We start from the raw sequence: 26,050 nt of genomic DNA, 5'->3' as shown, positions 1-26,050 counted from the left end.
GGCTGTCAGCATGGTGGCGTCGTGGACCTGCGCGCCTGCTCCGGCGGCGGCCGAGGGCAGCGCCGCGTTCGGTGGCCGCCTGGAGGTCGCCACCACTCCGAACGCCGACGCCCGGACGGAGGTCTTCGGCGTCAGCTCGACCCGTACCTTCCGCACGTGGCGGACAGGGGCCGACGAGGGCCGGTTCGACGACACCGGCGTCCCGCGCTGAATCGACTGGGCGCTGATTCCCCGTTCTCGCCCACGGCCCCCACCCCGGCCGGGAGGGGTGCACGGCCGGGGCGGGGCGAGTGGGGAAACGAGGCGCCGGGCGGGCCGGGGACGCGTCCGACCGGATCGCGACCCCGCTGAGGGGCAGTGACCTTTCCCACCTTGCCTCGGGTGGGCGGAACCCTTGGCCGACGCTCAGGGCCGCCGGCAGGGAGCGGCGGCCGTCCGGCCCGCTCTCGTCGCCCGTACGGGTCCGTGACCTCCGTCCGCGCCTCCCCAGGGACGGGAAAACCGACGCAAAAGGGGCGTCCCGGAGGGAAGTGCGAGACGGCCCGCCCCACGGCGCCGATGCGTTGACCGAGCCCCCGGACGAAGCCGGCCGGGCTCCCCGAAGCGGTGGGTGACCGGGGGCGGAAACGTCTTCGCCCGCAGCTGCGACCGTTCTCGGCCACCTTGGCCGAAGTGCGCCGGTGCGCCCCCCGGGTGCGTGGGTATCGTTCCGTCGTCCGATGACCGGGACTCGAAACGGGGGGTGCGGTGAGCGGCGTAGTCGTCCATCTGCCACAGGGCAGCGGTGGCGCCGAAGGGGGCGAGCGGTGCGCCGAGGCGGTGACCCTACGGCTCGGCCCCGGCGAGGTCGCCCGCTTCGGGCGCGGCTCCTTGGCGGTCCCGGTCGAACTCCACCTCGCCGACGCGGCGATCTCCCGGCTGGCCGGGGAGATCCGCGTGACCGACGACCACTGGCAGCTCACCAACCACAGCACCGCGCACAGCTATCTCGTGGAGAACCCGGAAGGGGCGGGGGAGTATCTGCGGGTGCCGCCGCGGCGCGTCGGAGCGCCCGTCCCGTTCGAGTTCGCCCGGGTGGTGCTGCCCACCCGCCGGGACGTCACCGTCTCCTTCCAGGTGTTCGCCCCCGACCACGTCTACCTGGACCCGGAAGCCGTGGGCGGGCCGTGGGGGAGCCGCACCGTCACGGCGTACTCCCTGGACGAGACCGCCATCTACTTCCTGGTCCTCGTCGCCCTCTGCGAACCGAGGCTGCGCGACCAGTCGCGGGTGGCGGTCCCCACCACGCCGCAGATCGTCGAGCGGCTCAGGGGCCACGCGGCCTGCGGCGCCCTGACCGCGCGGGCGGTCAGCTCGCACATCGACTACCTCGCCGAGGAGAAGCTGCGCATCCTGGGGCCGGACGCGCACGGACCCGGCAAGGGCGATCGCCGCACCGGCAAGCGGGAGGAAGTCGTCGGGCTCGCGCTGCGCTTCGGGCTCGTCCGGGAGGAGCACCTCGCGCTGCTGCCGCCCCGGGACGGGGGGAGCGGGCGGGAGCGGCAGACGGCACGGTGACGCCGGTGCACGGACCGGGAGACAGCATGGGCGACGGCCCCGCCGACCGCCTTCCGCGAGGGTTTCGCGCGGGGCCGTGGGCGGTGACCGAGCTGATCGGAGCGGGAGGCTGGTCCACGGTCTACGCGGCCCGCCCGGCCGGCCGGGCCTGCGGCCAAGCGGGCGGGGCCGGAGCTCCGGAGCGCCCCGACGTCGCTCTCAAGGTCATGCCGACCGCCCATCTCGCCCCGCGTCAAGCGCGCGGAATCGTGGAATCCGCGCGCCGCGAGGTCGAACTCGGCCGCAGGGCCGGCCACCCCCGGCTGATCCGCCTCCTGGATTCCTTCGTCCTCTCCGCCCCCGACCGGCCGTCCCTGGACGGCGCGATCGTGCTCGTCATGGAGCGAGCCAGGTGCAGCCTGCGGGAACTGCTCGACGCCGGCGTGCCCAAGGCCGAGGGCGGGCGGCTGATCGCGGGCATCTGCGAGGGGCTCGCCCACCTCCACCGCACCGGTTGGGTGCACGCCGATCTCAAGCCCGAGAACGTGCTCATCGGCCGGGACGGCTCGGTGAAGCTCTCCGACTTCGGACTCGCCGCCGAGACCACCGCAGGCACCCACGGGTACGCGCCCCCCATGGGCACCCTGGACTACCTCCCGCCCGAACGCTGGAGAGCCCCCCTCGGGGAGCGGGGTGTGGAGATCCGGCCGAGCGCCGACATCTGGGCCCTCGGCATCGTCATCCACGAAGTGTTCGCCGCCGGCGCCTCTCCGTTCTCCGGCGCCACCCCCGTCGCCCGGGGCGCCGCCGTGCAGGAGTACGGCCAGGGGCGCGCACCGCTCCGCATGGACCACGCGGTGCCCCCGTTCTGGCGCCTGCTCGCCGCCGACTGCCTCGCCCCGACCCACGCCGCCCGCGCCCCGCACACGGCCGAGAGCCTGCTCGCCCGCATCGCCGCCCGGGAGGGCCCGCGCGGGACGGCGGCGGGGCGGCGGCGGAACGGGGCCCGGGCCGCCGTCCTGGCCGCCGCGCTCTGCGGGGCCGCCGGCGCGACGCTGTCGTCCGACACGGCACGGGAGATACTCCACGCGCCGACGGCCCGTGAGGGCGCGGCAGTCGGCACGGTCCGGGTCTTCAACGCCGAACAGGACTGCCGGGCCCGGGCCGGACGGGAGCTCCGGTGCAGTCTGGGCCTGGCGGTCGACCCCCTGCTCCCGTACACCGCCGAGAACGTCGTATCGACCCGGGTGTGGCACGGAGACCTGCTCACCGCCGACTGTCAGCTCCCCGACGGGCTGCCCATCGTCGACGAGGAGGACCTGCGCTCCGCCCGCTGGTACCGGGTCCACCTCCCGCACGGTTCCGCGCGCCCCACCGCCTGGCTGCCCGCCGTGCGCACGAAGGACCGCCCCCCGCTCCCGCGTTGCCCTCCTTCGGTGCCCGCGCGCTGACCGCCCGCCGCCCCTGGAGCCGGGAGGCCGTCGCCACCGTGAGCCGGGCCAGGCCCGCGGAGCGCGCTCCTCACCGCCGGCCGCGCTGAACCAGGCCTGAACGGCGGGGGACACGCAGAGCCGATGAGCCATCCGTTGTTCACCACCGCGCCCCGTCGTACACACACAGGGCTCCTACGGTTACGGACTGTCCGGTTCCCTACTGAGGAGTATCGTGAGCGTCTCCGCTCTGACCGCCCTGGCCACCACCTTGATGATGGTGTCCGGAGCCCACGCCCCCGGCCCCGTGTCCGTCACCGCGGACGTCGAGACCCCCGCCGTGTACGACGACGAGGCGGGCGGCAGCGCCGACGCCGACGACCCCGCCGTCTGGGTCGACCCCGAGCGCCCCGGCCGCAGCATCGTCATCGGCACCCTCAAGGAAGCGGGCCTCGACGTCTACGGCCTCGACGGCAGACGGCTCCAGCACGTCGCCGCGCCCGAGGCCCCCGGCGAGGACGCCTCCGCCGGCCGGTTCAACAACGTGGACGTGATCTACGGCTTCGAACTGGACGGGAAGAAGACCGACCTGGCCCTGGTGAGCGACCGGGGCCGCGACCGCGTCCGCGCCTTCGCCATCGACCCCGCCGCGGTGGCAGCGGGGAGGCCGCCGCTGAGGGACGTCACCGCACCGGGCGTCAAGCCGGTCTTCGCGTCCAGTGAGGCAGAGGTGGACGAGCAGCGCACCTCCTACGGTCTCGCCGCGTTCAGCGACGACGACGACGCCTATGTCGTCGTGTCGCAGCGCGAGGAGAGCCGCCTGCGGCTGCTCGAACTGAAGGACCGGAACGGCAAGGTCGGCTACGAGACCGAGGACACGCTCGCCCTGCCCGCCGCCTTCAAGCTCCCCGACGGGACCAAGTGGGCCCCGTGCGGCGATCCCGGTGAGCTTCCGCAGGTCGAGGGCATGGCCGTCGACCTGGAAGAGGGGGTCCTCTACGCCGCCCAGGAGGCCGTGGGCCTGTGGCGCGTCGAACTCGACGACGAGGAGTTCGAGGACGCGCGGTTGATCGACCGTGTCCGGGAGTACGGCACCCCGTGGACGTACGACGAGGACGCGGACGAGGAGTGCGTGCTCGACACCGGGAACGACCCCGGCTTCGGCGGTGAGCACCTCAGCGCCGACGCCGAAGGCGTCACGGTCTACCACGGGGACGACGGGGCCGGCTACGTCCTCGCCTCCAGCCAGGGCGACGACACCTTCGCCGTGTACGAGCGGGAGGGCGGCAACGCCTACCTCGGCTCCTTCGCGGTCGGTGGCGGCCCGACCACCGACGGGGTCCAGCACTCCGACGGCTCCACGGTCGTCAACGTCCCGCTGGGCAGCGCGTTTCCGCAGGGTCTGCTGATCACCCACGACGGCGAGGCCACCCCGGCGGACGGCGACCGGGAGAGCACCAACTTCAAGTTCACGCGGTGGGACGCCGTGGCGGGCGCGTTCCCCGAGCCGCTGACGGTCGACACCGAGTCGTTCGACCCGCGCGACGCCGGCTGACCCCCGGGCGGGACCGGCCGGCGAACGCACCGCGCGCCGGCCGGCCGCGTGGACCGGGCGACCCGCCCGGGGAGCCGGACCGGGCGCTGTGCCGCGTCGCTTCCGATGCGCGCGTGCGCGTCTCGTGGTGAGTTCGCCCCGGCGTCCCGGCCTCCGGGGGTGCGACCCGGGGGCCGGAACGCCGCGCACCTGCCAGGGCGGCGCGCGTCCCTCCGCACTCCGGGCGCGTGCCGGTCCGTGCGAGCGGGACTGTCAGCCGATGCGCCGACTGCGGCGCTCGACCAGCACGGTGTCGCGCCAGCGCCCGTGATGGAGGCCGATGCGCTCGCGGACGCCGATGACGCGGAACCCGGCGCGCTCGTGGACGGCGAGGCTCGCGGTGTTCTCGGGGAAGATGCCGGACTGAATGGTCCAGATCCCGGCCGCCTCGGTGGAGTCGATCAGCGCGGCGAGGAGGGCGGAGGCGACCCCCCGCCCACGGGCCTCGGGGCGGACGTAGACCGAGTGCTCGACGACCCCGGCGTAGACGCACCGGCCCGAGACCCGGCTCGCGGCGACCCAGCCGGATACCCCGCCGGCCGGGTCGAGAGCGACGAAACGGTGCTCGGGAAGCCGGGCGGCGTCGAACTCTGCCCAGGTGGGAGCCGTGGTCTCGAAGGTGGCGTCGCCCTCGTCGATGCCCGCCCGGTAGATCGCGAGGACCTGATCCGCGTGCCCGGCGGTCAGGGGAGCGACGGCGGCGAGAGCGCTCACGCGGTGGCCGCCCCGGTGAGGAGCGCGCCCATGGCGGCGAGGACGGAGGGCTCGACGCGGTAGTACACCCAGGTCCCGCGCCGCTCCGAGGAGAGCAGCCCGGCCTCCTTGAGCTTCTTCAGGTGGTGCGAGACGGTCGGCTGGGAGACGCCGACATCGGAGATGTCGCAGACGCAGGCCTCTTGGCCCTCGTGCGAGGCGACGGCCGAGAAGAGCCGCAGCCGGACCGGGTCGCCGAGCGCCTTGAACATGGCGGCGCCGCGCTCGGCCTCTTCCGCGGTCAGCGGCCGCTCGTTCAGCGGCGGGCAGCAGGCCTCGGTCCCGTGCTCCCGCAGCGGCAGCATCTCCGCATTCGACATGGCCCTATGTTGACACATGTCGAACCAGCGCTGCCGAGGCGATGGCCGCGCCGAGATGTCCGGCGCGGGAGGCCGTCGTCGCACACCGACCGGACCGGCGGGGACGGAATTCACGCGACCGCGCGGAACCTCCGCACTTCCTTGATTAGACTTCTGTCTATGTTGACGGCTATCGAATCAATGGGCATGCTGGAGGGAGAGAGATCGACAAGCGTCCAACGGGTGAGGGGTATCACCGTGAACGTCACCGCAACCGACCAGCTGCCCGTCGTGGTCGTCGGAGCCGGGCCCATCGGCCTGGCCGCCGCCGCCCACCTCCTCGACAGAGGACTGACGCCGCTGGTCCTGGAGGCCGGCCCCCGCGCGGGCGCCGCCGTGCTGGAGTGGTCCCCTGTGCGGCTCTTCTCGGCCTGGGGAGAGGTCGTCGACCCGGTCGCCGAGAAGCTGCTGGCCCCGACCGGGTGGGTGAAGCCCGACGCGGCCGCGTACCCCACCGGCGGGGACTGGGCCGCGGACTACCTCCAGCCGCTCGCGGACGTCCTCGGCGACAGGGTCGTCCTCGGCGCCCGGGTCACCGGCGTCTCCCGCACCGGCCGGGACCGTACCGTGGACGCCGACCGCGAGCGCCGGCCCTTCACCGTCCACGTCCGGTACGGGGACGGGCGCGAGGAGCGCGTCGCGGCGCGGGCCGTGATCGACGCCTCCGGCACCTGGTCCACCCCGGGCCCCGCCGGCGGGGACGGTCTCCCCGCGCTCGGCGAGGGGGCGGCGGCCGAGCGGATCACCTACCGCCTCCCCGACCTCTCGGACCCCGCCGTCCGGTCGCGTTACGCGAACAGGCGCACCGCGGTCATCGGCTCCGGCGCCTCCGCCTTCACCGCCCTCGCCTCCCTCGCCGGCCTGGCCCGGGACGAACCGGCGACGAAAGCGTTCTGGCTCCTGCGCCGGGGCCTGTCCGGGGCAGCCTTCGGGGGCGGCGCCGCCGACCAGCTCCCGGCCCGCGGCGCCCTCGGCCTCGCCGCCAAGGCCGCGGTCGACGCCGGGCACGCGGACGCCGTCACCGGATTCTGTGCGGCCGCCGTCGAGCGCGACGGCGAGCGGCTGGTCCTGGTCGCCGACGACGGCCGACGGCTCGACCCCGTGGACGAGGTCATCGTCCTCACCGGCTTCCGTCCCGACCTGTCGTTCCTCGGCGAGCTGCGGCTGCGTCTCGACGAGCGGCTCCAGGCCCCCGTCGCGCTGGCGCCGCTCATCGACCCGAACCAGCACTCCTGCGGCACGGTCTACCCGCACGGCGCGGGAGAGCTCTCCCACCCCGAGCCGGACGTCTACCTGGTCGGCATGAAGTCCTACGGCCGAGCCCCGTCCTTCCTCGCCCTCACCGGATACGAACAGGTCCGTTCGGTCGTCGCCGCGATCGCCGGTGACCGGGAGGCCGCCGAGCGGGTCGAACTGGTTCTTCCCGAGACGGGGGTCTGCGGGGGCCCGGGCCTCTTCGACCAGCCCTCCGGGGCTCCGGCCGCCGGCACCGGCCGCGCGGCCGCACCCGCCGACGCCCTTCCCGCGCCCGGCTGCTGCTGAACCGGGCCTGGCCGCTGTCCCCAGCAGGAGGAACACGAGGCCCCGCCTCCGGCCCGCCCCGCGCGGCCCCGGTCCGGCGGCGTCCGCAGCCTTCTGCCCAGTGCTGTTCGGAGCGCGACCGGCCAAGAGCCGCGACGGTTACGCCGACTTCACCGTCGAGGAGCCGCCGCTGAGGCCCGAGGCCACGACCGACCACCACGCGCGCGGGGCCGCGACCGGAACGGGGGACCGGTCGCGGCCCCGCACCGCCTCTGGGCGCGCATCCGCCGCCTCGGCACACCTCAGGCCAGATCCGTGCGGCCGAACCACGAAGGGACTTCCGGGACTTCGGCGTCCCATGCCGGCCCCGGCCCGGGCGTCGGCCGCGGTGCGGGGCGCTCGGGGGCCGGCGGCGGAGGCTTCGGGGCCGCCTGCGGCTCCGGAGCGGACGGGTCCTCCCCGACCGGTCGCGGGGGCTTCGGGGCCGCCTGCGGTTCCGGAGCGGGCTCGGGCGCGGGGGCGGCGCTGTCGGCGAGCTGCTCGACCGCAGTGAACCGGCAGTGGAAGCTCTGCCAGGCCCCGTCCAGGACCAGCAGGAACCCGTCCCGCTCCCGGTAGAGCCGACGGCGCTTGGGACTGCTGGGGTGGATCGGCCGGAAGCCCTCGGCGATCTTCCGCAGAGCTGTCAGCGCCTCCTCGCGCGTGCCGGCCACATGGGTCAGCACTTCGGCCGACCACACCCGGCGCTGGCCCCCGTAGCCGAGATTCTGCTCCACGAGCAACCCCCACCTGGGCATGATCCCCCTTCTTCGCGCCGCCCCGCCGCGAGCGCCCCTGGCCGTCGTACCATTGTTCCCGATCACGTACGCGTCCCCACACACCGCCCCGTGCACCGCCGTCGAGCCGGAGGTCCCGCGGATGAACGACGCCTCTCCCGACCGCCCCGACCCCGGGCTCTTCGGCCCCCGGTCGGTCACCTGGCAGCTGCACGGCGACCCGATGATGTGGATCGCCGGCGTCCGGGCCCTCTACCTCCAGGCCCTCCACCCGCGCGCCGTGCGGGGCGTCCTGCAGAACTCCGACTTCCGACGCGACGCCTGGGGCCGGCTGATGCGCACGGCCTCCTTCGTCGGCACCATCACCTACGGCGCCAGCGACGCGGCCGAACAGGCCGGCGCCCGGGTCCGCAGGATTCACCGGGCCCTGAAAGCCACCGACCCGGGGACCGGGGAGACCTACGGCATCGACGAGCCGGAGCTGCTGCTCTGGGTGCACTGCGCCGAGGTCGACTCCTACCTCCAGGTCCAGCGACGCTCCGGTTACCCCCTCACCGACGCCCAGGCCGACCGGTACGTCGACGAACACCGCACCGGCGCCCGCCTCGTCGGCCTAGATCCGGCCCGGGTCCCGGCCACCACCGCCTCACTCGCCGCCTACTTCGAACGGGTACGCCCGCAGCTCGCCGCGGGGCCCGGGGCCGTCGCCGTCGACGACTTCCTCCGCGACCCCCCGGTGCACCCCCTGCTCCTCCCGGCGCGCGCCCTGCTGTGGCGGCGGGTGGCGGCGCTCGCCTACCAGTCCCTGCCCCCGTACGCCCATGAGCTGTACGGCAGGCCCGCCCCGCCGGCCGCCACCGTCGACCGGCGGTTGCGGTGCACCGGAACTCTCCTGCGCGCAGTCCCGGCCCGGCTGCGCTGGCAGCTGCCGCCCCGCCACATTCTGCGGGCGACGGCCCGGCTGGGGCCCGGCAGCCGACCCGCCGCGTACAGACTCCCCGGACAGGCAGCCATACTGGACGGGCCGGGGAGGGCGCAGCGGTAGCAGCGGGAGCGACGGGGGCGAGAAGCGGGAGATGGCGGACACCAGGCTGATCCAGAGCCGGTACCGGCTGCTCGAACAGATCGGGCGCGGCGGCATGGGCGAGGTGTGGCGGGCCCGCGACGAGTCGCTCGGCCGCCAGGTCGCCGTGAAGTGCCTCAAGCCCCTGGGCCCCCAGCACGACGGGGCGTTCACCCGCGTCCTGCGTGAACGCTTCCGCCGCGAGGCCCGGGTGGCCGCCTCCCTCCAGCACCGGGGCGTCACCGTCGTCCACGACTTCGGCGAGCACGAGGGCGTGCTGTACCTCGTCATGGAGCTGCTCGACGGGCACAACCTGAGCCAGCTCCTGGAGGAGAACGCCCAGCATCCGCTGCCCGTCGACCACGTCGTGGACATCGCGGAGCAGGTCGCCGACGCCCTCGGCTACACCCACCGGCAGGGCGTCGTCCACCGCGACCTCAAACCCGCCAACATCATGCGGCTGAGCGACGGGACGGTGAAGATCTGCGACTTCGGCATAGCGCGCCTCGGTCACGACATCTCCATGACCTCCCGCCTCACCACCACCGGCCTCGCCATGGGCACCCCGCACTACATGTCGCCCGAGCAGATCAGCGGCAAGGAGGTCGACCACCGCAGCGACCTCTACTCGCTGGGCTGCGTGCTCTACGAGATCGCCACCGGCGTACCGCCGTTCGACCAGGAGGACGCCTGGGCCGTACTCGTCGGACACCGCGACACCGAGCCGACGCCGCCGCGCTCCCACCGCGCCGAGCTGCCCGGCTTCTTCGACCGCGTCGTCCTCGACCTGCTCGCCAAGGCCCCGGAGGAGCGGCCCGCCGACGCGGGCGACCTGCGCCGCCGCATCGTCCTCGGCCGCACCGGCGAACAGCCCGTCCCCGGGCCGCCGGCGCTCCCGCACGCCGGGCCGGGCCTGCTCCCGGCCCGGCGGGAGGCCGCGCTGCCCCTGTGGACCCGCTCCATGACCGCCGGGCACCGGGCGACCGGCTCCGTACGGCACGCCGTGGAACAAGACGACCCCGCCGCCGGTCTGACGGGCCGGTGGACCACCGCGACCGCCACCTCCCCGGCCCCGCACTCCGACTCCTTCGTCTCCCTGCCGACCGGGCCGCCCGCACCCGATCTCCTCGCCGCGCTCGCCGGCCGTCACAGCGCCGGCATCGACCTCGGCCGCCTCGGCCGCTGGGAGGAGGCGGGCGAGGTGCACCGCGCGGTCGCCGCCCAGCGCGAGAGCGTCCTGGGCCCGGACCACCCCGACACCCTCGCCAGCCGCTACGAGGTCGGCTTCGCCCTCAGCCGTACGGGCCGGGCCGACGAGGCCCTGCGCGAGTTCGTCCGGGTCGCCGAAGGCCGCGAACGCGCCCTGGGCGCCGACCACCCGCAGACGCTCGCCGCACGTCAGGAGACCGCCTACACCCTGGGCCAGCTCGGCCGGCACGCCGAGGCCCACCAGGCGTACGAGAGTGTCCTCGCCGCCCGCCGACGCGCCATGGGCCCCGACCACCCCGAGACCCTGCGGTGCCGGCACAACCTGGCGTTCAACCTCAGCCGGCTCGGACGCACGGAGGAGTCCTGGCGAGTGGCCCACGAGGTCGCGGAGAGCCGGGCCCGGCTGCTCGGCCGCATGCATCCCGACACCCTCGCCACCCGCTACGAGGTGGCGTACACCCTGGGCCGGCTGGGCCGCTGGGCGGAGGCGTTGGAGACCTACCAGGATGTGGCGCGCGCCCGCGCCGTCGCCCTGGGGGCCGACCACCCCGACACCTTCGCCGCCCGCTACGAGGCCGGCATCAGCCTCGGCAGGCTCGGGCGCGACGCGGAGGCCCTGGAGCTGTACCGCTCGCTGGTCGCCGACCGCACCCGCAGCAGCGGGGCGTTCGACCCCGAGACGCTCCGCGCCCGCCACGGCCTCGGCGTCAACCTCGGGCGGACGGGCCGCTGGGAGGAGGCGCTGGCGGAGGCGCGCGAGGTGTGCGCGATCCGGGCGCGCACCCTGGGGCCCGACCACCCCGACACCGTGATCAGCTGCCGCGAGATCGCCGTCGGGCTCGGCTGGCTCGGCCGGTGGGGCGAGGCGCTCGTCGCCTACCGGCAGGTCGCCGCGGCGCGCAGCCGGGTGCTGGGCCCCGGCCATCCGCAGACCCTGGCCGCCCGCAACGACGAGGCGCACTGCCTGGAGCGGCTCGGCCGGTCCGACGAGGCCGCCGAGCTGCACCGTGCCGTCGCCGCCCACCGCGCGCACAACGCGGCCCTGCCGTCCTGACCCGTCCGGGACCTCTGGCCGGGGCGGTCGACGGTGTGCTACGAAGGCGCATGCCCGTACCCCAGTCGCCCTCCCGGGGCCGCTACGACGCCGTGATCGTGGGCGGCGGCCACAACGGCCTGGTCGCCGCCGCCTACCTCGCCCGCGCCGGACAGTCCGTCCTCGTCCTGGAACGTCTCGGCGCCACCGGGGGAGCGGCCGTCTCGACCCGCCCCTTCGCCGGAGTCGACGCCCGGCTCTCGCGCTACTCCTATCTGGTCTCCCTGTTGCCGGACAAGATCGTCCGCGACCTCGATCTCGCCTTCGCCGTACGCAAGCGGAACGTCTCCTCCTACACCCCGGCCGTGCGCGGCGGGTGCCCCACCGGGCTGCTCGTCGCGGGGCAGAGCACCCGGGAGTCCTTCGCCGCGCTCACCGGCGGCGAGCGGGAGTACGCGGCCTGGCAGCGCTTCTACGGCATGACCCGCAGGGTCGCGGAGCGGGTCTTCCCCACACTCACAGAGCCGCTCCCCGGACGGGACGCGCTGCGCGAGCGGATCGACGACGCCGACGCCTGGCGGAGGCTGTTCGAGGAGCCGCTCGGGGTGGCCGTCGAGGAGAGCTTCACCGACGACCTCGTGCGCGGTGTCGTCCTCACCGACGCCCTGATCGGCACGTTCGCCGACGCCCACGACCCCTCGCTGCTCCAGAACCGTTGCTTCCTCTACCACGTGATCGGCGGCGGGACGGGGGACTGGGACGTCCCCGTCGGCGGCATGGGCGCACTCACCGACGCGCTCGCCGCGGCCGCCCGCGCGGCGGGCGCCGAGATCCGCGTGCGGCACGAAGCCACCCGGATCGCGGCCGACGGCGGCGGCTGCGAGGTCACGGTCCGCACACCGGACGCCGAACACGTCGTCGGCGCCCGCCGGGTGCTGGTCAACGCCTCGCCCCAGGCCCTGGCGGCCCTGCTCGGCCAGACGCCGCCCGCACCCGCCGAAGGGGCGCAGCTCAAGGTGAACATGGTGCTCACCCGGTTGCCGAGGCTCCGCGACCGCTCGGTCGACCCGCGGCAGGCGTTCGCCGGGACGTTCCACATCGCCGAGGGATACGAGCAGCTCGCCGACGCCTACCGGGACGCGTCGGCCGGACGGCTGCCCGCCGTTCCGCCGTCCGAGATCTACTGCCACTCGCTGACCGACCCCTCGATCCTCGGCCCCGGGCTCGCCGCCCGCGGCTACCAGACCCTCACCCTGTTCGGCCTGCACACCCCGGCCCGGCTGTTCGCCGCCGACAACGACGCCGCCCGCGCCGCCCTGCTGAAGGCGACCCTCGCCGAGCTGGACGCCCACCTGGAGGAGCCGGTCGCCGACTGCCTGGCACGCGACGAGAACGGCGCTCCCTGCGTCGAGGCCCGGACCCCGCTCGACCTCGAACGCGACCTGCGGCTGCCGGGCGGCCACATCTTCCACCGCGACCTCTCCTTCCCGTACGCGCAGGAGGGCGCTGGGCGGTGGGGCGTGGAGACCGAGCACGAGGGCGTCCTGCTCTGTGGGGCGGGCGCGGTGCGCGGTGGCGGGGTCAGCGGGGTCCCCGGCCACAACGCGGCGATGGCCGCGCTGGGCCGGTGACGTGAGGGCGCCCGGCCCTGGCCGCCGGGCGCCCCGGGGGCTCCCGGCCCGCCGGGGCGGTTCAGTCGGCCGACCGGGCCCAGCCCGCCGCCTCGATCCGTGCGGCGTCGCGGGGCCGCTCCGCGTCGAAGACCGTACGGCCGCCGTCCCTGACCCGCAGCCCGTCCACGTAGGCGCCGCGTCCCACGTACCGCCGGTCGGTGGTGTAGCGCCACCGGAGCCGGAGGGAACGGCCGCGCCAGTACGAGAGGTCCGCCTCCAGCCGGTGCCAGACACGCCCCGACCACCCGGAGACCGAGCCCGCCGGATGAGGTAGCCCCGGGCCGCGGCCGGCGCCCGCGCGCACGGTGGTGAACGGCACGGGCTGCCAGTCCGGGGCCGCGGAGGACGCCTCTGAGGCCTCCAGGACGAGATGGTCGGCGGACGGTTCGATGTCCCACCACAGCGCGCAGTCCAGCCCGGCCCCCGCGGAGCGCAGACGCAGGGCGGGCAGGGTCAGGGTGGCGGTGGACGCGCTCGCCATCCCGGAGAACCAGGCCGCGCGTCCTCGCTCCGGCCGGACGGGGACCGCTCGGGCCAGCTGGTCGGCGGCCGCCACCCGGGGCGCACTGCCCGAGCGCCAACTGCGTACCGGATGCACGGAGTTGCCGAGCACGATCAGGAAGGTGTCCGTCGACGGGTCGAGGACCAGGCTGGTGCCGGTGAAACCGGTGTGGCCCGCGCTGCGGGGCGTGGCCATCGCGCCCATGTACCAGTGCTGGTAGAGCTCGAAGCCCAGGCCGTGCTCGTCCCCGGGGAAGGCGGTGTTGGCATCGGTGAAGAGCAGCTCGACGGCGTCCTGCGACAGGATGCGGGCATCGCCGTAGACCCCGCCGTTGAGCAGGGTCCGGGCGAGGACCGCCAGGTCCCAGGCGCAGGAGAACACCCCGGCGTGACCCGCCACCCCGCCCAGGCTGTAGGCGTTCTCGTCGTGCACCTCGCCCCAGACGAGTCCGCGCTCCAGCCCGGACCAGGGGAGCCGGGCGTCCTCGGTCGCCGCGATCTTCGGCTTCCAGGACGCGGGCGGGTTGTAGCGGGTGCGGCGCATGCCGAGCGGACCGGTGATCTCGTCGTGGAGCAGGACGTCAAGGGGGCGGCCGGTGACGTGCTCCAGCAGCAGTTGCAGCGAGATCAGGTTGAGGTCGGAGTAGCGGTAGGCGGTGCCCGGAGGGCTTACCGGGACCTCCTCCCAGAGCATGCGGAGCTTCCCCTCGCGGGTCGGCTCCGTGTAGAGCGCAATCCACGCCCGGAACCCCGAGGTGTGGGTCAGCAGCTGCCGCACCGTGACGTCCTGCTTGCCGCCGCCCGCGAACTGGGGGAGGTACGAGGCCACCGCCGCCTCCAGCCCCAGCGCTCCCCGCTCGATCTGCTGGACCGCCAGCAAGGAGGTGAACAGCTTGGAGACGGAGGCCAGGTCGAAGACGGTGTCCTCGGCCATGGCGATCTGCCGTTCCGCAGGGAACTCCACCCCGCTGTCCGTCGTCTCGTCGTACGCGGCGTAGCGCACCGACTTGCCGATGGCCCGGTGCAGCGCCACCGTGCCGCCGCGCCCCGCGAGCAGCACCGCGCCCGCGTACCACGGGTGGTCGGGGGAGTCGGCGAGGTAGCCTTCGGCCTCCCGTACGAGCTGGTCGAGCGGCCCCTGGAGCAGCCCGGCGCGCTCGGCGCTGCCGCGCCGCAGCATGGGCCGGCGGCCTTCTGATCCCATGTCCGCTCCCGTGTCGGCCGCGCCCGCCGCCCCCCGGGCGGCTGCCCCGGCCCGCGGAACCGGCGCCAGCGCGAGGGCGCCGCCCAGTGCCAGTATCCCGCCGCCCAGCGTCCGCCTGCCGATGCCGCTCCGGGCCAAGGGCGCGCTCCCTGCCGCGTCGGTGCTCCGCGACGGACCACCGCCCCCTGCCGCACCCTGGGCCGTGTGGGTGTGCCGACCGCTCGCCGCACGCCCGGCGCCCTGCGAACCATCCCCGGTCATCCGCGTCTCCTTCCCGCGCCGGGCGCCCGGCGACCGGACCGCGCCCGCCCGCCGAGGCCCGTGCGAAAGCACCTTCCGACATCTCGCCGAGCAGGGAGAACTCCTGCCGCCGCAGAGATTACTGTCAGCCCGCTCCTTCCGTACGCCCTCCGGCGCGTCAATAACCTGACGTCGCGTCAGAACCGTCCGCCCGCCTGCCCGGGCGCTGCGGAGCCCTGCCGCCCGGAACGACGGAACCGCGCCAGGAGCCGGACTCGGGGCGCGTCCCTCGGCCGCGCCCCGCCCCCGAAGGTGACGCGGCCACCGCCGGGGACGACGGCTCCGGCGGACCTTGACCCCGGCGTCCCGGCCACGCAGGATCGCGGCATGACAGGTGTACGCAGCAGCACAGTCGACGGCGTCCTGGCCCGCAGCGCACGGCGCACGCCCGAACGCACCGCCCTGCGGTACGCCGACCGTTCCTGGACCTACCGCTCACTGGACGCCGCCGTCTCCACGGCCGCCGCCGTCCTCACCGAAGAGCACGGCCTCGCCCCCGGCGACCGGGTGGCCGCCTACGCGCACAACTCCGACGTCTACCTGATCGCCTTCCTCGCCTGCGCGCGTGCCGGGCTCGTCCATGTGCCGGTCAATCAGAACCTCACCGGCGACGACCTGTCCTATCTGCTGGACCAGTCCGGCTCCGCCCTCGTCCTGACCGACCCGGACCTGGCCGGGCGGCTCCCCGGCGGACGCCCGGCGCGCCCCCTGCGCGACGCGGCCGGCTCCCTGCTGGCCGCTCTCGCAACCCGGCGTACGTTCACCGCCCGCCGCCCGCCCGGCTCCGCCGACCTGGTGCAACTGCTGTACACCTCCGGCACCACCGCCCTGCCCAAGGGTGCGATGATGACGCACGGGGCCCTGGTCCACGAGTACGTCAGCGCGATCACCGCGCTCGGCCTGGCCGCCGACGACCGGCCCGTGCACTCCCTGCCGCTCTACCACTCCGCCCAGATGCACGTGTTCCTGCTGCCCTACCTGGCGGTCGGCGCGGAGAACGTCATCCTGGACGCCCCGGACGCCGACCGGATCTTCGACCTCGTCGAAGCGGGCCTGGCCGACAGCCTGTTCGCGCCGCCCACCGTCTGGATCGGCCTCGCCAACCACCCCGACTTCGCCGCCCGTGACCTCACGGGCCTGCGCAAGGCGTTCTACGGGGCCTCGGTCATGCCCGTACCCGTCCTGGAGCGGCTGCGTGCACGCCTGCCCCGGCTGGCCTTCCACAACTGCTTCGGACAGAGCGAGATCGGCCCCCTGGCCACCGTCCTCGGGCCGGACGAGCACGAGGGCCGCATGGAGTCCTGCGGCCGGCCGGTCCTCTTCGTGGAGGCACGCGTCGTCGGCGAGGACGGCCAGGAGGTCCCCGACGGGACCCCGGGCGAGGTCGTCTACCGGTCACCGCAACTGTGCTCCGGATACTGGGACAAGCCCGAGGAGACGGCAGAGGCGTTCCGCGACGGCTGGTTCCACTCCGGAGACCTGGCAGTCCGGGACGGCGAGGGCTTTCTCACCGTCGTCGACCGGGTCAAGGACGTCATCAACTCCGGCGGCGTCCTCATCGCCTCCCGCCAGGTCGAGGACGCCCTCTACACCCACCCCGCCGTCGCCGAGGCCGCCGTCATCGGACTGCCGGACGAGCGCTGGGTCGAAGCCGTCACCGCCGTCGTCGTGCTGCGCGGCGAGGCCGACGAAACCGAGCTCATCGCCCACGCCCGGCAGCGACTGCCCGCCTTCAAGGCGCCCAAGCGCATCGTGTTCGCCCACGCACTCCCGCGCAACGCCAGCGGGAAGATCCTCAAGCGGCAGCTGCGGGACGAGCTGGCCTGAGCCGCTGCCCGGGGCGCGGCCGTGCACCGGGGGGTCACGGTGTGCCGGGCTCCCGCAGATCCACGATCCGCCGGATCTTGCCCACCGAGCGCTCCAGTGACTCCGGGTCCACGATCTCGACGCCGGCCGACACCCCGACCCCGTCCTTCACCGCCGCCGCGATCGCCCGGGCCGCCGCCTCCCGCTCGCCCGCCGTCGCACCCGCCCGTGCCTCCGCGCGCACCGTCAGCGCGTCCAGCCGCCCCTGCCGGGTCAGCCGCAGCTGGAAGTGCGGGGCGACGGCGGGGGTACGCAGCACGATCTCCTCGATCTGCGTGGGGAAGAGATTCACCCCGCGCAGGATCACCATGTCGTCGGTGCGCCCGGTCACCTTCTCCATCCGGCGAAAGGGCCGGGCCGTCCCCGGCAGCAGCCGCGTCAGGTCCCGGGTGCGGTAGCGGATCACCGGCATCGCCTCCTTCGTCAGCGAGGTGAACACCAGCTCGCCCTCCTCGCCGTCCGGCAGCACCTCACCGGTGAGCGGGTCCACGACCTCCGGATAGAAGTGGTCCTCCCAGATGTGCAGCCCGTCCTTCGTCTCCACGCACTCCTGCGCCACCCCGGGGCCCATCACCTCGGAGAGCCCGTAGATGTCGACCGCGTCGATGGCGAACCGGTCCTCGATCTCCCGGCGCATCGCCTCGGTCCACGGCTCCGCGCCGAAGATCCCGGTCTTCAGGGACGTCGAGCGCGGGTCGACGCCCTGCCGCTCGAACTCGTCCAGCAGCGTCAGCATGTAGGAGGGGGTGATCATGATGATCTCGGGCCGGAAGTCCTGGATGAGCCGCACCTGGCGCGACGTCATGCCGCCGGAGGCCGGAACGACCGTGCAGCCGAGCCGCTCCGCCCCGTAATGCGCTCCCAGCCCCCCGGTGAACAACCCGTACCCGTACGCCACGTGGACCGTGTGGCCGGGGCGGCCGCCCGCCGCCCGGATCGAGCGGGCCACCACGTCGGCCCAGGTGCGCAGATCCCGCTCGGTGTAGCCGACGACGGTCGGCCGGCCGGTCGTGCCGCTGGAGGCGTGGAGGCGCCGCACGTCGGTCCGCGGCACGGCGAACATCCCGAAGGGGTAGTTGCTCCGCAGGTCCGCCTTGGCCGTGAACGGGAAGCGTGCGAGATCGGCGAGCGTACGGCAGTCCTCGGGCCGTGCCCCCGCGCGGTCGAACGCCTTCCGGTAGAAGGGCACGTTGTCGTAGGCGTGGTGCAGCGTAGCCCTCAGCCGCTCCTGTTGCAGAGCCTTGAGCTCGCCCTGGCCGAGCCGTTCCGCCGCGTCCAGCATGGCCGTCATGAGACCCCTCTCCCTCTCCGGGACACCGGCGACCGATCATTCGGTCGATTTGCCTGGGGGCAGTAAGTCAGGAGCCCGGGGGCGCGGGCAAGAGGGGCGTACGTTTCGCGGCGGATCAGCCCGGGGCGAAGTCGGGTGCGGGCGAGCCCCCGTTCCTGGTCTGATGGCTGGTATGCCGACCTTCTCCGCGTACGACTCCACACCGCTCGCCTACCACGTGCTCGGGCACGGCGAGCCGCTGATCTGCCTGCCCGGCGGGCCGGTACGGGCGAGCTTCTACCTCGGTGACCTCGGGGGGCTCGCCGCCCACCGCCGGCTGGTCCTGCTCGACCTGCGCGGAAGCGGCGACTCCGCCGTGCCCCAGGACCCGGCGACCTACCGCTGCGACCGGCTCGTCGACGACGTGGAGGCGCTGCGCGAGCACCTCGGCCTGGACCGGATCGACCTGCTGGCGCACTCCGCCGGCGCGAACCTGGCCCAGCTCTACGCCACCCGGCATCCGGAGCGGCTGCGCTCCCTGAGCCTCATCACGCCCGGAGCCCGGGCCGCGGGCATCGAGGTGACCGAGCGTGATCTGCGCGAGGCCGCCGAGCTGCGGCGCGACGAGCCCTGGTACCCCGAGGCGCGCGCCGCGCAGGAGGCCCTGCTGGCCGGAGGGCCGTTCGCCGAGCTGTGGCCCGCCGTCAGGCCGCTCACGTACGGCCGCTGGGACGACGCCGCCCGCGCGCACGCCGCCGCTTCCGCGGAGCAGACGAACCAGCGGGCGCGCGACCGCCACGACGAGGACGGCGTGTACGACCCCGCCGCCACCGTCGCCGCCCTGCGCGAGCTGGCCGTGCCGGTGCTCGTCCTCGCCGGTGAGTACGACGGCCACCCGAGCCCCGACCGCGCCGCGGAGCTGGCCGCGCTCTTCCCGCACGCCGAGTTCGTGGTCCAGCGGGGGGCGGGGCACTTCCCGTGGCTGGACGACCCGGGCGCCTTCTCCCGTGCGGTGGAGGCATTCCTGGCCCCGGACGTCCGCAGCGTGCAGGCGGGCGGCGTCCGGCTCGCGTACCGGGAGTGGGGAGACCCCTCGGCCCCGCCCGTCGTCCTGCTGCACGGCCGGACCGGCTCCGGCGCCGGCTGGGCACGGATCGCGCGGGACCTGGCCGCCGACCACCGCGTGTACGCCCTCGACTTCCGGGGCCACGGACTGAGCGACTGGCCGGGCCGCTACTCCTTCGAGCTGTTCCGCGACGACCTCCACGCCTTCCTGGAGGCCCGCAATCTGGCCGGCGCGACCGTCGTCGGGCACTCCATGGGCGGGGTGGCCGCCTATCTCCTCGCCCAGCGCGAGCCGGGCCTCATCGGGCGGCTGGTCATCGAGGACGCCCCGCCCCCCGTCCCGCTCGATCCGCCCCGTCCGCCCGCCGTCCGCCCGCAGGACGAGCCGCCCTACGACTGGGCCGTCGTCCCGGACACCGACGCCCAGCTCAACGCCCCCGACCCGGCGGCCCGGGAACGGCTGACCCGGATCACGGCGCCCACCCTCGTGATCGGCGGCGGCCCGAGCAGCCACATCGACCAGGACCAGATCGCGGCCATGGCCGCGGCCATACCGGGCGCCGAGCTGGTGACCATCGACGGCGGCCATCTGCTCCACACCACCCGCCCGGACGCCTTCCTCGCCGCGCTTCGCGCGTTCGGCCTGCGGTGACCCCACTCGACGGGCGAGGGGGCGCCTCCGCACGGCGCAGCCCACAGCGGCGGGCCTCCTGCGGTGTGGCGGCGGTCTTCCGGCCGGCCCCTCGGGCGCGGTGCCGCCCGTCCGTCGCACCGGGGCCGTACGGCACGCTCCGCTCCACGGGCGCGGCCCTCCGGGAGCGGGGACGGAGCGCGGGCGCGGGCGAAGACCCGTTCGAGGGAGTCGCCCGGGCGCCGGCCCCCTCCCCTGGCGACGGGGCGCGATTCTTCGCCAAATGGCCGGCGGGGGCGGAGCCGCCGACAGGCTGAGGGGGACCGTGCCCGGGGCCGCCGGCCGCCCCCGGCGGCCCCGGCGGGCAGGCCTCGTGGCGGGCGGCGGCCGACGCCGGAAGCGGGTTCGCACCGGCCCGTTCAGGCCGGGCCGGGCTCCGCGACGTGAGCCGGGCCACGTACCATGGCGGCATGTCCTTCCTCCGCCGCCGTAGCGCCGCCACACCCGCGGGCCCGGACTTCGACGTCCTGGCCATGGACCCGGGGGACTGGCCCGGCAACCTCGGCGCCGGCCTGCTCCCCGCCCCCGACGGCAGCTGTCAGGGCGTCTTCCTCCGCTACGACCTGTACGGCGGCCGCGGCCCTGCCATGATCATCGGCAACCTCCCGGCCGGCTCCCCCGCCCGCGAGACCGAGGAGAGCCAGGTCCCCTTCGAAGTGGCGCAACTGCTGCTCGCCCTGGAGAACGACGAGCCGATCGAGGTCGTCAGCACCGAGGACGTACCCGTGATGCAGGGCGACAACCTGTTGATCGTCCACCGGGTGAAGCTCTCCGAGAGCCGCATCGCCTGCGTCCAGTTCGACCGCAGCGACGGCGTCCTCGTGACCATCGCCAGCTGGGACCGCCCGATCACCGACGACCTGTACACCCTGCTCAAGCCGCTGCCCGCGGAGCTGTTCCAGCAGGGCTGAAACGTCCCTGCGCACAGGCCGCCCGGATATGCCGGGCGGCCTTTTCCGTGCCCGGTCCCGGTCGGCCTTCGCGGTGTGCCGTGAGAGCGGCACGGGCGGCCGCGAAGGCCGCGGCCCGTGTCCGCGGAGGCGGCGGAGGGGCGCCGAGGGCAGTCGGACTCGCGTCGCGCCGGGGACTACGCCCTGCTGCCGGACAGTGCGGCCATCAGCCGTGGCACCTGCGCCGCCGAGGTGCCGAACCCGGTCGGACCGCTGAGGCGCCAGGGCGCGCTGTGCCCGCGCCGCAGGTCCTCCTCGCGGTAGCGGCGGCATCCCCGGTGCCAGATCAGGATTCCCGCGATCCAGTGCTTGAGCTCCCGCACATAGCCGGCCAGTACCTCCCGGGCCTCCGCGTCCAGTCCGAAATCGTCGTACATCACCGGGAGTTCGACCTCGGCGACATGCAGGAACTGACGCAGCCGCGAGTTCATCAGATCGTGCACGATCGCCACGCCCCTGGCGTAGTCGACGCCGAAGAAGTTCTGCACGACCAGGACGCCGTTGTGCACCTCGCCCTCGTACTCGATCTCCTTCTGGTAGGAGAACAGGTCGTTGAGCAGGCTGGCGTAGTCGGCCGCCGCGTTCTCCAGGGAACGCATCGGACCGCTGTGATAGACGGCGTCCGGGACCTTCCTCCCATGCCCGAGCCGGCACAGGCTCATCGTCAGGTCAGAACCGAACGTCGCCCGCCGCATCTCCACGTAGTCCACGGGATCGGGAACGCGGTTCTGCGCCTGGTTCGCCAGCTCCCACAGCCAGCTCGCGGTCATCGACTCGATCGCGGTCCGGAAGGCGCGCCGGCCGCTCAGCTCCATCGGCGCGGCCGTTCGCCGCCACAGGTCGCCCAGACTCCGCTCCAGAGCGTTCACCGGCTCCGGCGTCCCCTCGCCGTCCAGCGGCATGAACAGCGACAGCCGCTCGTTGGCCTGTCGAGCCCCGGCCAGATCCCGGGTTTGCCCGTGCACCACCGGGAACCAGTCGTCCCCGTACGTTCCCCAGGCCAGCCAGCCGGACGAGAGGTCCAGCTCGTCCGGGGTGGCGTCCGGGTGCAGCCCCGCCGCACACAGCGGCAGGTCGATCGCGATCAGCCGCGCCTCGTCCCAGATGTGGGAACCGGGCACGCCCGGCTGTGCCTCCAGGATGCCCATCCGTCGCGCCCAGTCGACGACCCGCACCCGGGCCCCCTCCAGGTGCGGGCTCAGCGTCGTGGAGAACGGCAGATCGAAGTCGGGCAGCAGTGACGGCCCCACGTGCTGGAACGGCACATGGCTGTGGCTGCGTGCCCGCGCGGTCTCCGAGCGGAGGGTGAACCTGATCGAGGCGGCGGACATGCCGAAGCCCGCCACCGCCTCCCCGGGCCCCCCGCCGTTCATGTAGCGGCTGGAGCGCATGTGCCATTCATGGCCGCCGGACTGCCAGTCCTGGAGCCCCTTGACGTACGCGAGCACCGCGGCGGTCTGCGCCGGGTCCAGGCTCTTCTCGGCGCAGAGCGGGCCGAGCTCGGTCAGGGCGGTGTTCTCGAACTGCTGGAGCCGCGAGGTCAGCAGGTCGTTGACGGCCTCTGCGGCTTCCTGGGTGGAGCAGCCGAGGAACTTCTCCAGGACCAGCACGCCGTTGCTGTTCTCCCCCTCGTCCTCCACCTCACGCTGATAGGAGAAGAGGTCGTTGCGCAGGTGCACGCCGTCGGAGAACGCGTCCCGCAGCACCCGCAGCGGGCGGGCGTCGGCGACCTGAGCGGGGATCTCGGCGTTCGCCGCGTACTCCACCAGCCCCGCCGACCAGGGCGCGCCGCCCACCTTGCGGCGCATCTCGATGTACTCGACGGGGTTCGCGATGCGCCCCTCGTTGATATTGGCCAGCTCCCACAGCGACTCGTTGAGGAGATTCCTCGTCGCCTCCGCGAACCTGGCCCGCCAGGCGTCCGACATCGCCGGAACGGTGCGTGCCCACAGATCGGCGAGCCCCGCTTCCACGGGGTTCTCCGGCTTCGGGGTGGCCGCACCCCGCTCCATCGGCATGAAGGCGGGCAGCCGGTCCAGATACCGCTTGCCGCCCTCGCGGTCGGGCGTGCGCTTGAACAGTTCGAGGAAGTGGTCGTCGAAGAAGAAGACCCAGACGTACCAGTCGGTTACCAGGGAGAGCGCCTCGGCCGAGCAGTCGGGGTGGGTGTAGGCGCACAGGAGGGCGTAGTCGTGAGCCTCCAGGTCCTTCTCCTCCCAGATGCCGGACCCTTCCAGCATCCCCATGCCTCGGGCCCAGGCGCGGGTGTGCGCGCGGGCCGCCTCCACATGAGGGTTGAGCCGGGCCGGATACGGAACATAGAAGTCCGGCAGTGAGAAGGGCTGTGCCATGTGCGTCAGGCCTTTCGGAAGCCTCCGCGCGGGCAAGCGCGCGGACGGGTGGTGTCCGCGCAGCACTACCCTTCGGCCATCCGGGGTACGCACAGTGGCGATTAGTCACATAATCGCTCTTTGGTGGAGGTGTTCGGTCGGAACCGCTCGGTGGTCGGGCGCGCCTCAGTAGGCGGAGTCGACGTTGTCGATCGAGCCGTAGCGGTCCGCGGCGTAGTTGGCGGCGGCGGTGATGTTGGCGACCGGGTCGGTGAGCTTCTTCGGCGTGCCGCTGACGTGATAGGCGTCGAAGGTGGGCTGGATCACCTGGAGGAGCCCCTTCGAGGGAATCCCGTTGCGGGCGTTGATGTCCCAGTCGTTGACGGCGTTCGGGTCGCCGCTGGACTCGCGCATGATGTTGCGGTGCAGCCCCTCGTAGGACCCGGGGATGTTCTTCTTCTCCATGATGTCGAGCGACTCGCGAATCCAGCCGTCGAGGTTGTTCGCGTACTTCTTGGGCGTGACGGCCTTGCGCTCGGTGGAGCGGTTGGCCGCCTCCTCCTCCGAGCGGTCCGCGGCGGCGGCCTCACGGGCGGCCTGCGCCTTCTTCGCGGCGGTTTCCTTCGCGGCGGCTTCCTTCGCCGCGGTCTCCTCCGCGGCCTTCCTGGTCGCCGCGTCCTTCGCCGTGGGAATCCCGGCAGCGGCGACCGGCTCGACGGCGATGGAGGACCGGGCCTCTGTGGGGCGTACGTCGCCCTGGGCGCCGGTGGCGGTTATGGCGGAGACGGAACCGGCCGCGACGAGCACGGCGGTGGCGATCTTGTGCGTACGGGTGATGCGCGGGGAAAAGATGCGGGGCATGCGTGAGCTCTTCCTGACGGGGACGGGCTGCGCGGCCTTCGCGCCGCGGCGGCAGGGACCGAGGGGGCGACCGCGGCCGCCGGTGGGCGCTCGTCGCTGGCTCGTACTCGGTGCTTGCCGGACACCATGGTTAGCGGCCCCCGGATCAGGAAGCAATGACCGCCTTTACTACTCTTGGTCGTGGGATGCCAATTTATGAGCCGTTTGGGCGGATTGTTACGCCGTATGGGAGGCCTCGCGACCACTACCGCAGGTCGTAGGTGACGTGGGTCTCGTGGCGGGCCTCACCCGCCGGGACCTCCACGGTGGCGCTGGGTAAGCATCCGGTTACCCGAGGGAAGGGGCCAGAAAGGCTCGAAGCGGCCGCCGTACGCCCCACGGGCGCGGAGTGGACAGGCCGGGCTCCAGGCCGCGGGCGCGCCGGATCGTCCGGCCGATAGGTCGGCGCCCTCTGCCTCTGACCGGTCGCGGCCCGGGCGCGTCCGGCCGCGGGCTCAGGGAGTGTGAGGGCCGCCTCTACCGGTCTGCGGCCAGGGTCACGGCCCTCGTGCCCGGAGGACTGGCTGAGCCTCAACGGCGGCAGGCGCACGGCCCACAGAGCGGCGCTGCGGCATCCGCACCGCACGCAGAACAGCGCGCCGCGGGACCGGTGTGTCGGCACCGGTCCCGCAGCGCGCTCTCCTTCACAGTGGCTGTCGCACCGTGGTCTTCGGCGGGCGGCCGCTCGTCCGCCCGCGTGTACGGGCCCGCCCGGCCGCTTTCCGTACGGACGCGCCGCGCGCGGCGTCAGCGCGTGCCGACCGCCGCCCGCACGGCCCGGCGCGCCATCGCGCAGTCGTCGTGCAGCCTGCGCAGCAGCAGCCGCTGCTCCTCACTGGAGGGGAGCGCGCCGGGCCGCTCCTGCCCCGCGCCCGCCGCGGGAGCCTCGCGCATGGTGCGCTGCACCGCCGTCTCGTAGGTCCGGATCTCGCGGGTCAGCACAAGCATCAGGTTCACCAGGAACGCGTCCCGCGCGGCCGGGCCCCTGGCCTGCGCCAGCTGGCTGATCTGCCGGCGCGCCACCGGGGCGTCGCCGAGCACGGCCCACAGGGTCGCCAGGTCGTACCCCGGCAGATACCAGCCCGCGTGCTCCCAGTCGACCAGCACCGGGCCGGTCGGTGACAGCAGGATGTTGGAGAGCAGCGCGTCGCCGTGGCAGAACTGGCCCATGCCCTGTCTGCCGCCGGCGTGCGCCAGCCCGCGCAGCAGCTTCTGGAGATCGCCGAGGTCACGGTCGGTGAACAGACCCAGCTCGTGGTAGCGGGCGATCCGCGAGGCGTAGTCGAGCGGCGCCTCGAACAGTCCGGGCTGCGGCCGCCAGGCGTTCACCCGGCTGATCGCGCTCAGCGCCGCCCGGATGTCGGCCCGCGGCGGCGCTTCCGCGGGATGCCGGGTGAGGGCGGCCACCCGGCCGGGCATGCGCTCGATCACCAGGACGCAGTTCTCCGGGTCCGCCGCGATCAGCCGGGGCGCCCGAACCGGGGGGCGGTGCCGGACGAACGCGCGGTACGCCGCTATTTCGTGCCGGAACCGTTCCGCCCACGCGGGGGAGTGGTCCAGTAAGCACTTCGCCACGGCGGTGACCCGCCCGGCCGTTCCGACGATCAGGACCGACCGGCCGCTGCGGCGCAGGACCTGGACCGGGTTGAACTCGGGGCAGATGCGCTGCACGGAGGCGATGGCCATCCGTACCTGCGCGCCCTGCGGCCCGGAGAGGTCGATCCGTCCGCTGAGCGGTCCGGCACCCGGCCCCGCGGCCCGCCGGGGCCGGCCCAGGCCCTGCCCCGGTGCGCCGGAGTGAGGGGCGAGATAGGGCCCGCCGCCCGCTCCCGTCGGGCGGAGCGGACGGGGCGGGGCGGACACGGAGGACGATGCTGTGTACATGGGCGGGACAGATCCCTTCGCGCGCCGACAAGGTACGTGCGCCAACCCGGCCGACGGCCGTTCGGCACCCTGGGGAGTGCCTAGGGCTGCCGGGCGGGGTGGCGCTTTCCTACCTGACACCGCAGCGCGGGTGGCAGACCAT

General features: G+C 74.1%; 19 protein-coding genes. 11 read left to right on the top strand and 8 right to left on the bottom strand.

The features are described 5' to 3' along the window. The first annotated feature begins 10 nt into the window (after nt 1-10). The 4 genes from V9U70_RS15315 to V9U70_RS15300 all read left to right on the top strand — a co-directional run bounded on the left by V9U70_RS15315 (nt 11) and on the right by V9U70_RS15300 (nt 4,521). A complete protein-coding gene (locus V9U70_RS15315; protein WP_336675638.1) occupies nt 11-211 on the top strand; it encodes a hypothetical protein in 201 nt (66 codons plus the stop codon). A gap of 536 nt (nt 212-747) precedes the next feature. Beyond that, nucleotides 748-1,557, top strand: a complete 810-nt coding sequence (locus V9U70_RS15310; protein ID WP_336675636.1) for a serine/threonine protein kinase — start codon at nt 748-750, stop codon at nt 1,555-1,557. A gap of 26 nt (nt 1,558-1,583) precedes the next feature. After that, nucleotides 1,584-2,987 carry a serine/threonine-protein kinase gene (locus V9U70_RS15305; protein WP_336675634.1) on the top strand — a complete coding sequence of 468 codons (1,404 nt, stop codon included), beginning with the start codon at nt 1,584-1,586 and terminating at the stop codon, nt 2,985-2,987. Between the two features lie 214 nt (nt 2,988-3,201). Continuing rightward, entirely contained in the window at nt 3,202-4,521 is a 1,320-nt protein-coding gene (locus V9U70_RS15300) for a phytase (protein WP_336675632.1), read from the top strand. Between the two features lie 252 nt (nt 4,522-4,773). Here V9U70_RS15300 and V9U70_RS15295 read toward each other — a convergent pair whose 3' ends face one another. Together V9U70_RS15295 and V9U70_RS15290 are read right to left on the bottom strand one after the other, a co-directional pair. Further along, the gene (locus V9U70_RS15295; protein ID WP_336675630.1) at nt 4,774-5,274 is read right to left on the bottom strand and encodes a GNAT family N-acetyltransferase; all 501 of its coding nucleotides are present in this window, start codon (nt 5,272-5,274) and stop codon (nt 4,774-4,776) included. Further along, nucleotides 5,271-5,633, bottom strand: coding sequence for an ArsR/SmtB family transcription factor (locus V9U70_RS15290; RefSeq protein WP_336675628.1), 363 nt, complete (start codon nt 5,631-5,633; stop codon nt 5,271-5,273). Before V9U70_RS15290 ends, V9U70_RS15295 begins: the two co-directional genes overlap by 4 nt. 237 nt (nt 5,634-5,870) lie before the next feature. On the opposite strand from V9U70_RS15290, the gene V9U70_RS15285 reads away from it, so the two are divergent. Then, on the top strand, nt 5,871-7,214 hold the full coding sequence (locus V9U70_RS15285; protein ID WP_336675627.1) for an NAD(P)-binding protein: 1,344 nt from the start codon (nt 5,871-5,873) through the stop codon (nt 7,212-7,214). 281 nt (nt 7,215-7,495) lie between these two features. On the opposite strand, the gene V9U70_RS15280 is transcribed toward V9U70_RS15285, so the two are convergent. After that, the gene (locus V9U70_RS15280; protein ID WP_336675625.1) at nt 7,496-7,990 is read right to left on the bottom strand and encodes a hypothetical protein; all 495 of its coding nucleotides are present in this window, start codon (nt 7,988-7,990) and stop codon (nt 7,496-7,498) included. A gap of 121 nt (nt 7,991-8,111) precedes the next feature. On the opposite strand from V9U70_RS15280, the gene V9U70_RS15275 reads away from it, so the two are divergent. Genes V9U70_RS15275 through V9U70_RS15265 form a run of 3 tightly spaced genes read left to right on the top strand, consistent with a single transcriptional unit; the run spans nt 8,112 to nt 12,905 of the window. Further along, nucleotides 8,112-9,014, top strand: a complete 903-nt coding sequence (locus V9U70_RS15275; protein ID WP_336675622.1) for an oxygenase MpaB family protein — start codon at nt 8,112-8,114, stop codon at nt 9,012-9,014. A gap of 31 nt (nt 9,015-9,045) precedes the next feature. Next, the gene (locus tag V9U70_RS15270; RefSeq protein ID WP_336675621.1) at nt 9,046-11,295 is read left to right on the top strand and encodes a serine/threonine-protein kinase; all 2,250 of its coding nucleotides are present in this window, start codon (nt 9,046-9,048) and stop codon (nt 11,293-11,295) included. Between the two features lie 50 nt (nt 11,296-11,345). Further along, the gene (locus tag V9U70_RS15265; RefSeq protein WP_336675620.1) at nt 11,346-12,905 is read left to right on the top strand and encodes a phytoene desaturase family protein; all 1,560 of its coding nucleotides are present in this window, start codon (nt 11,346-11,348) and stop codon (nt 12,903-12,905) included. 61 nt (nt 12,906-12,966) lie between these two features. On the opposite strand, the gene V9U70_RS15260 is transcribed toward V9U70_RS15265, so the two are convergent. Then, nucleotides 12,967-14,913 carry a serine hydrolase domain-containing protein gene (locus tag V9U70_RS15260; RefSeq protein WP_336675619.1) on the bottom strand — a complete coding sequence of 649 codons (1,947 nt, stop codon included), beginning with the start codon at nt 14,911-14,913 and terminating at the stop codon, nt 12,967-12,969. A 366-nt stretch (nt 14,914-15,279) separates the two neighbouring features. Here V9U70_RS15260 and V9U70_RS15255 point away from each other — a divergent pair, with 366 nt between their 5' ends. Further along, nucleotides 15,280-16,779, top strand: coding sequence for a fatty acyl-CoA synthetase (locus V9U70_RS15255; protein ID WP_336675618.1), 1,500 nt, complete (start codon nt 15,280-15,282; stop codon nt 16,777-16,779). Between the two features lie 34 nt (nt 16,780-16,813). Here V9U70_RS15255 and paaK read toward each other — a convergent pair whose 3' ends face one another. Continuing rightward, nucleotides 16,814-18,109 carry a phenylacetate--CoA ligase PaaK gene (gene paaK, locus V9U70_RS15250; protein ID WP_336675617.1) on the bottom strand — a complete coding sequence of 432 codons (1,296 nt, stop codon included), beginning with the start codon at nt 18,107-18,109 and terminating at the stop codon, nt 16,814-16,816. A 172-nt stretch (nt 18,110-18,281) separates the two neighbouring features. Between paaK and V9U70_RS15245 the strand changes: the two genes are divergently transcribed. Next, the gene (locus tag V9U70_RS15245; protein WP_336675615.1) at nt 18,282-19,805 is read left to right on the top strand and encodes an alpha/beta fold hydrolase; all 1,524 of its coding nucleotides are present in this window, start codon (nt 18,282-18,284) and stop codon (nt 19,803-19,805) included. A gap of 449 nt (nt 19,806-20,254) precedes the next feature. Further along, nucleotides 20,255-20,755: a hypothetical protein gene (locus V9U70_RS15240; protein WP_336675614.1), complete on the top strand. Its 501-nt coding sequence runs from the start codon at nt 20,255-20,257 to the stop codon at nt 20,753-20,755. 176 nt (nt 20,756-20,931) lie between these two features. Here the strand turns inward: V9U70_RS15240 and V9U70_RS15235 are convergent, their stop codons facing one another. The 3 genes from V9U70_RS15235 to V9U70_RS15225 form a co-directional block, all read right to left on the bottom strand. Then, nucleotides 20,932-23,145: a terpene synthase family protein gene (locus V9U70_RS15235; RefSeq protein WP_336675612.1), complete on the bottom strand. Its 2,214-nt coding sequence runs from the start codon at nt 23,143-23,145 to the stop codon at nt 20,932-20,934. Between the two features lie 165 nt (nt 23,146-23,310). Beyond that, nucleotides 23,311-23,985, bottom strand: a complete 675-nt coding sequence (locus V9U70_RS15230) for a transglycosylase SLT domain-containing protein (RefSeq protein WP_336675610.1) — start codon at nt 23,983-23,985, stop codon at nt 23,311-23,313. Nucleotides 23,986-24,771: 786 nt separating this feature from the next. Further along, a complete protein-coding gene (locus V9U70_RS15225) occupies nt 24,772-25,908 on the bottom strand; it encodes an aminoglycoside phosphotransferase family protein (RefSeq protein WP_336675608.1) in 1,137 nt (378 codons plus the stop codon). Nucleotides 25,909-26,050 lie beyond the last annotated feature (142 nt).

Origin of the sequence: Streptomyces pratensis (assembly GCF_037137275.1) — a bacterium.
Classification (GTDB): Bacteria; Actinomycetota; Actinomycetes; order Streptomycetales; family Streptomycetaceae; genus Streptomyces; species Streptomyces pratensis_B.
This window is presented reverse-complemented; position numbering and strand designations above follow the sequence as displayed.

Bases quoted from the DNA above. Each gene is read 5' to 3' on its own strand.
- V9U70_RS15315 (WP_336675638.1), top strand. From the start codon at position 11: ATGGTGGCGTCGTGGACCTGCGCGCCTGCTCCGGCGGCGGCCGAGGGC.
- V9U70_RS15305 (WP_336675634.1), top strand. From the start codon at position 1,584: ATGGGCGACGGCCCCGCCGACCGCCTTCCGCGAGGGTTTCGCGCGGGG.
- V9U70_RS15290 (WP_336675628.1), bottom strand. From the start codon at position 5,633: ATGTCGAATGCGGAGATGCTGCCGCTGCGGGAGCACGGGACCGAGGCC.
- V9U70_RS15280 (WP_336675625.1), bottom strand. From the start codon at position 7,990: ATGCCCAGGTGGGGGTTGCTCGTGGAGCAGAATCTCGGCTACGGGGGC.
- V9U70_RS15275 (WP_336675622.1), top strand. From the start codon at position 8,112: ATGAACGACGCCTCTCCCGACCGCCCCGACCCCGGGCTCTTCGGCCCC.
- V9U70_RS15270 (WP_336675621.1), top strand. From the start codon at position 9,046: ATGGCGGACACCAGGCTGATCCAGAGCCGGTACCGGCTGCTCGAACAG.
- V9U70_RS15265 (WP_336675620.1), top strand. From the start codon at position 11,346: ATGCCCGTACCCCAGTCGCCCTCCCGGGGCCGCTACGACGCCGTGATC.
- V9U70_RS15260 (WP_336675619.1), bottom strand. From the start codon at position 14,913: ATGACCGGGGATGGTTCGCAGGGCGCCGGGCGTGCGGCGAGCGGTCGG.
- V9U70_RS15255 (WP_336675618.1), top strand. From the start codon at position 15,280: ATGACAGGTGTACGCAGCAGCACAGTCGACGGCGTCCTGGCCCGCAGC.
- paaK (WP_336675617.1), bottom strand. From the start codon at position 18,109: ATGACGGCCATGCTGGACGCGGCGGAACGGCTCGGCCAGGGCGAGCTC.
- V9U70_RS15245 (WP_336675615.1), top strand. From the start codon at position 18,282: ATGCCGACCTTCTCCGCGTACGACTCCACACCGCTCGCCTACCACGTG.
- V9U70_RS15240 (WP_336675614.1), top strand. From the start codon at position 20,255: ATGTCCTTCCTCCGCCGCCGTAGCGCCGCCACACCCGCGGGCCCGGAC.
- V9U70_RS15235 (WP_336675612.1), bottom strand. From the start codon at position 23,145: ATGGCACAGCCCTTCTCACTGCCGGACTTCTATGTTCCGTATCCGGCC.
- V9U70_RS15230 (WP_336675610.1), bottom strand. From the start codon at position 23,985: ATGCCCCGCATCTTTTCCCCGCGCATCACCCGTACGCACAAGATCGCC.
- V9U70_RS15225 (WP_336675608.1), bottom strand. From the start codon at position 25,908: ATGTACACAGCATCGTCCTCCGTGTCCGCCCCGCCCCGTCCGCTCCGC.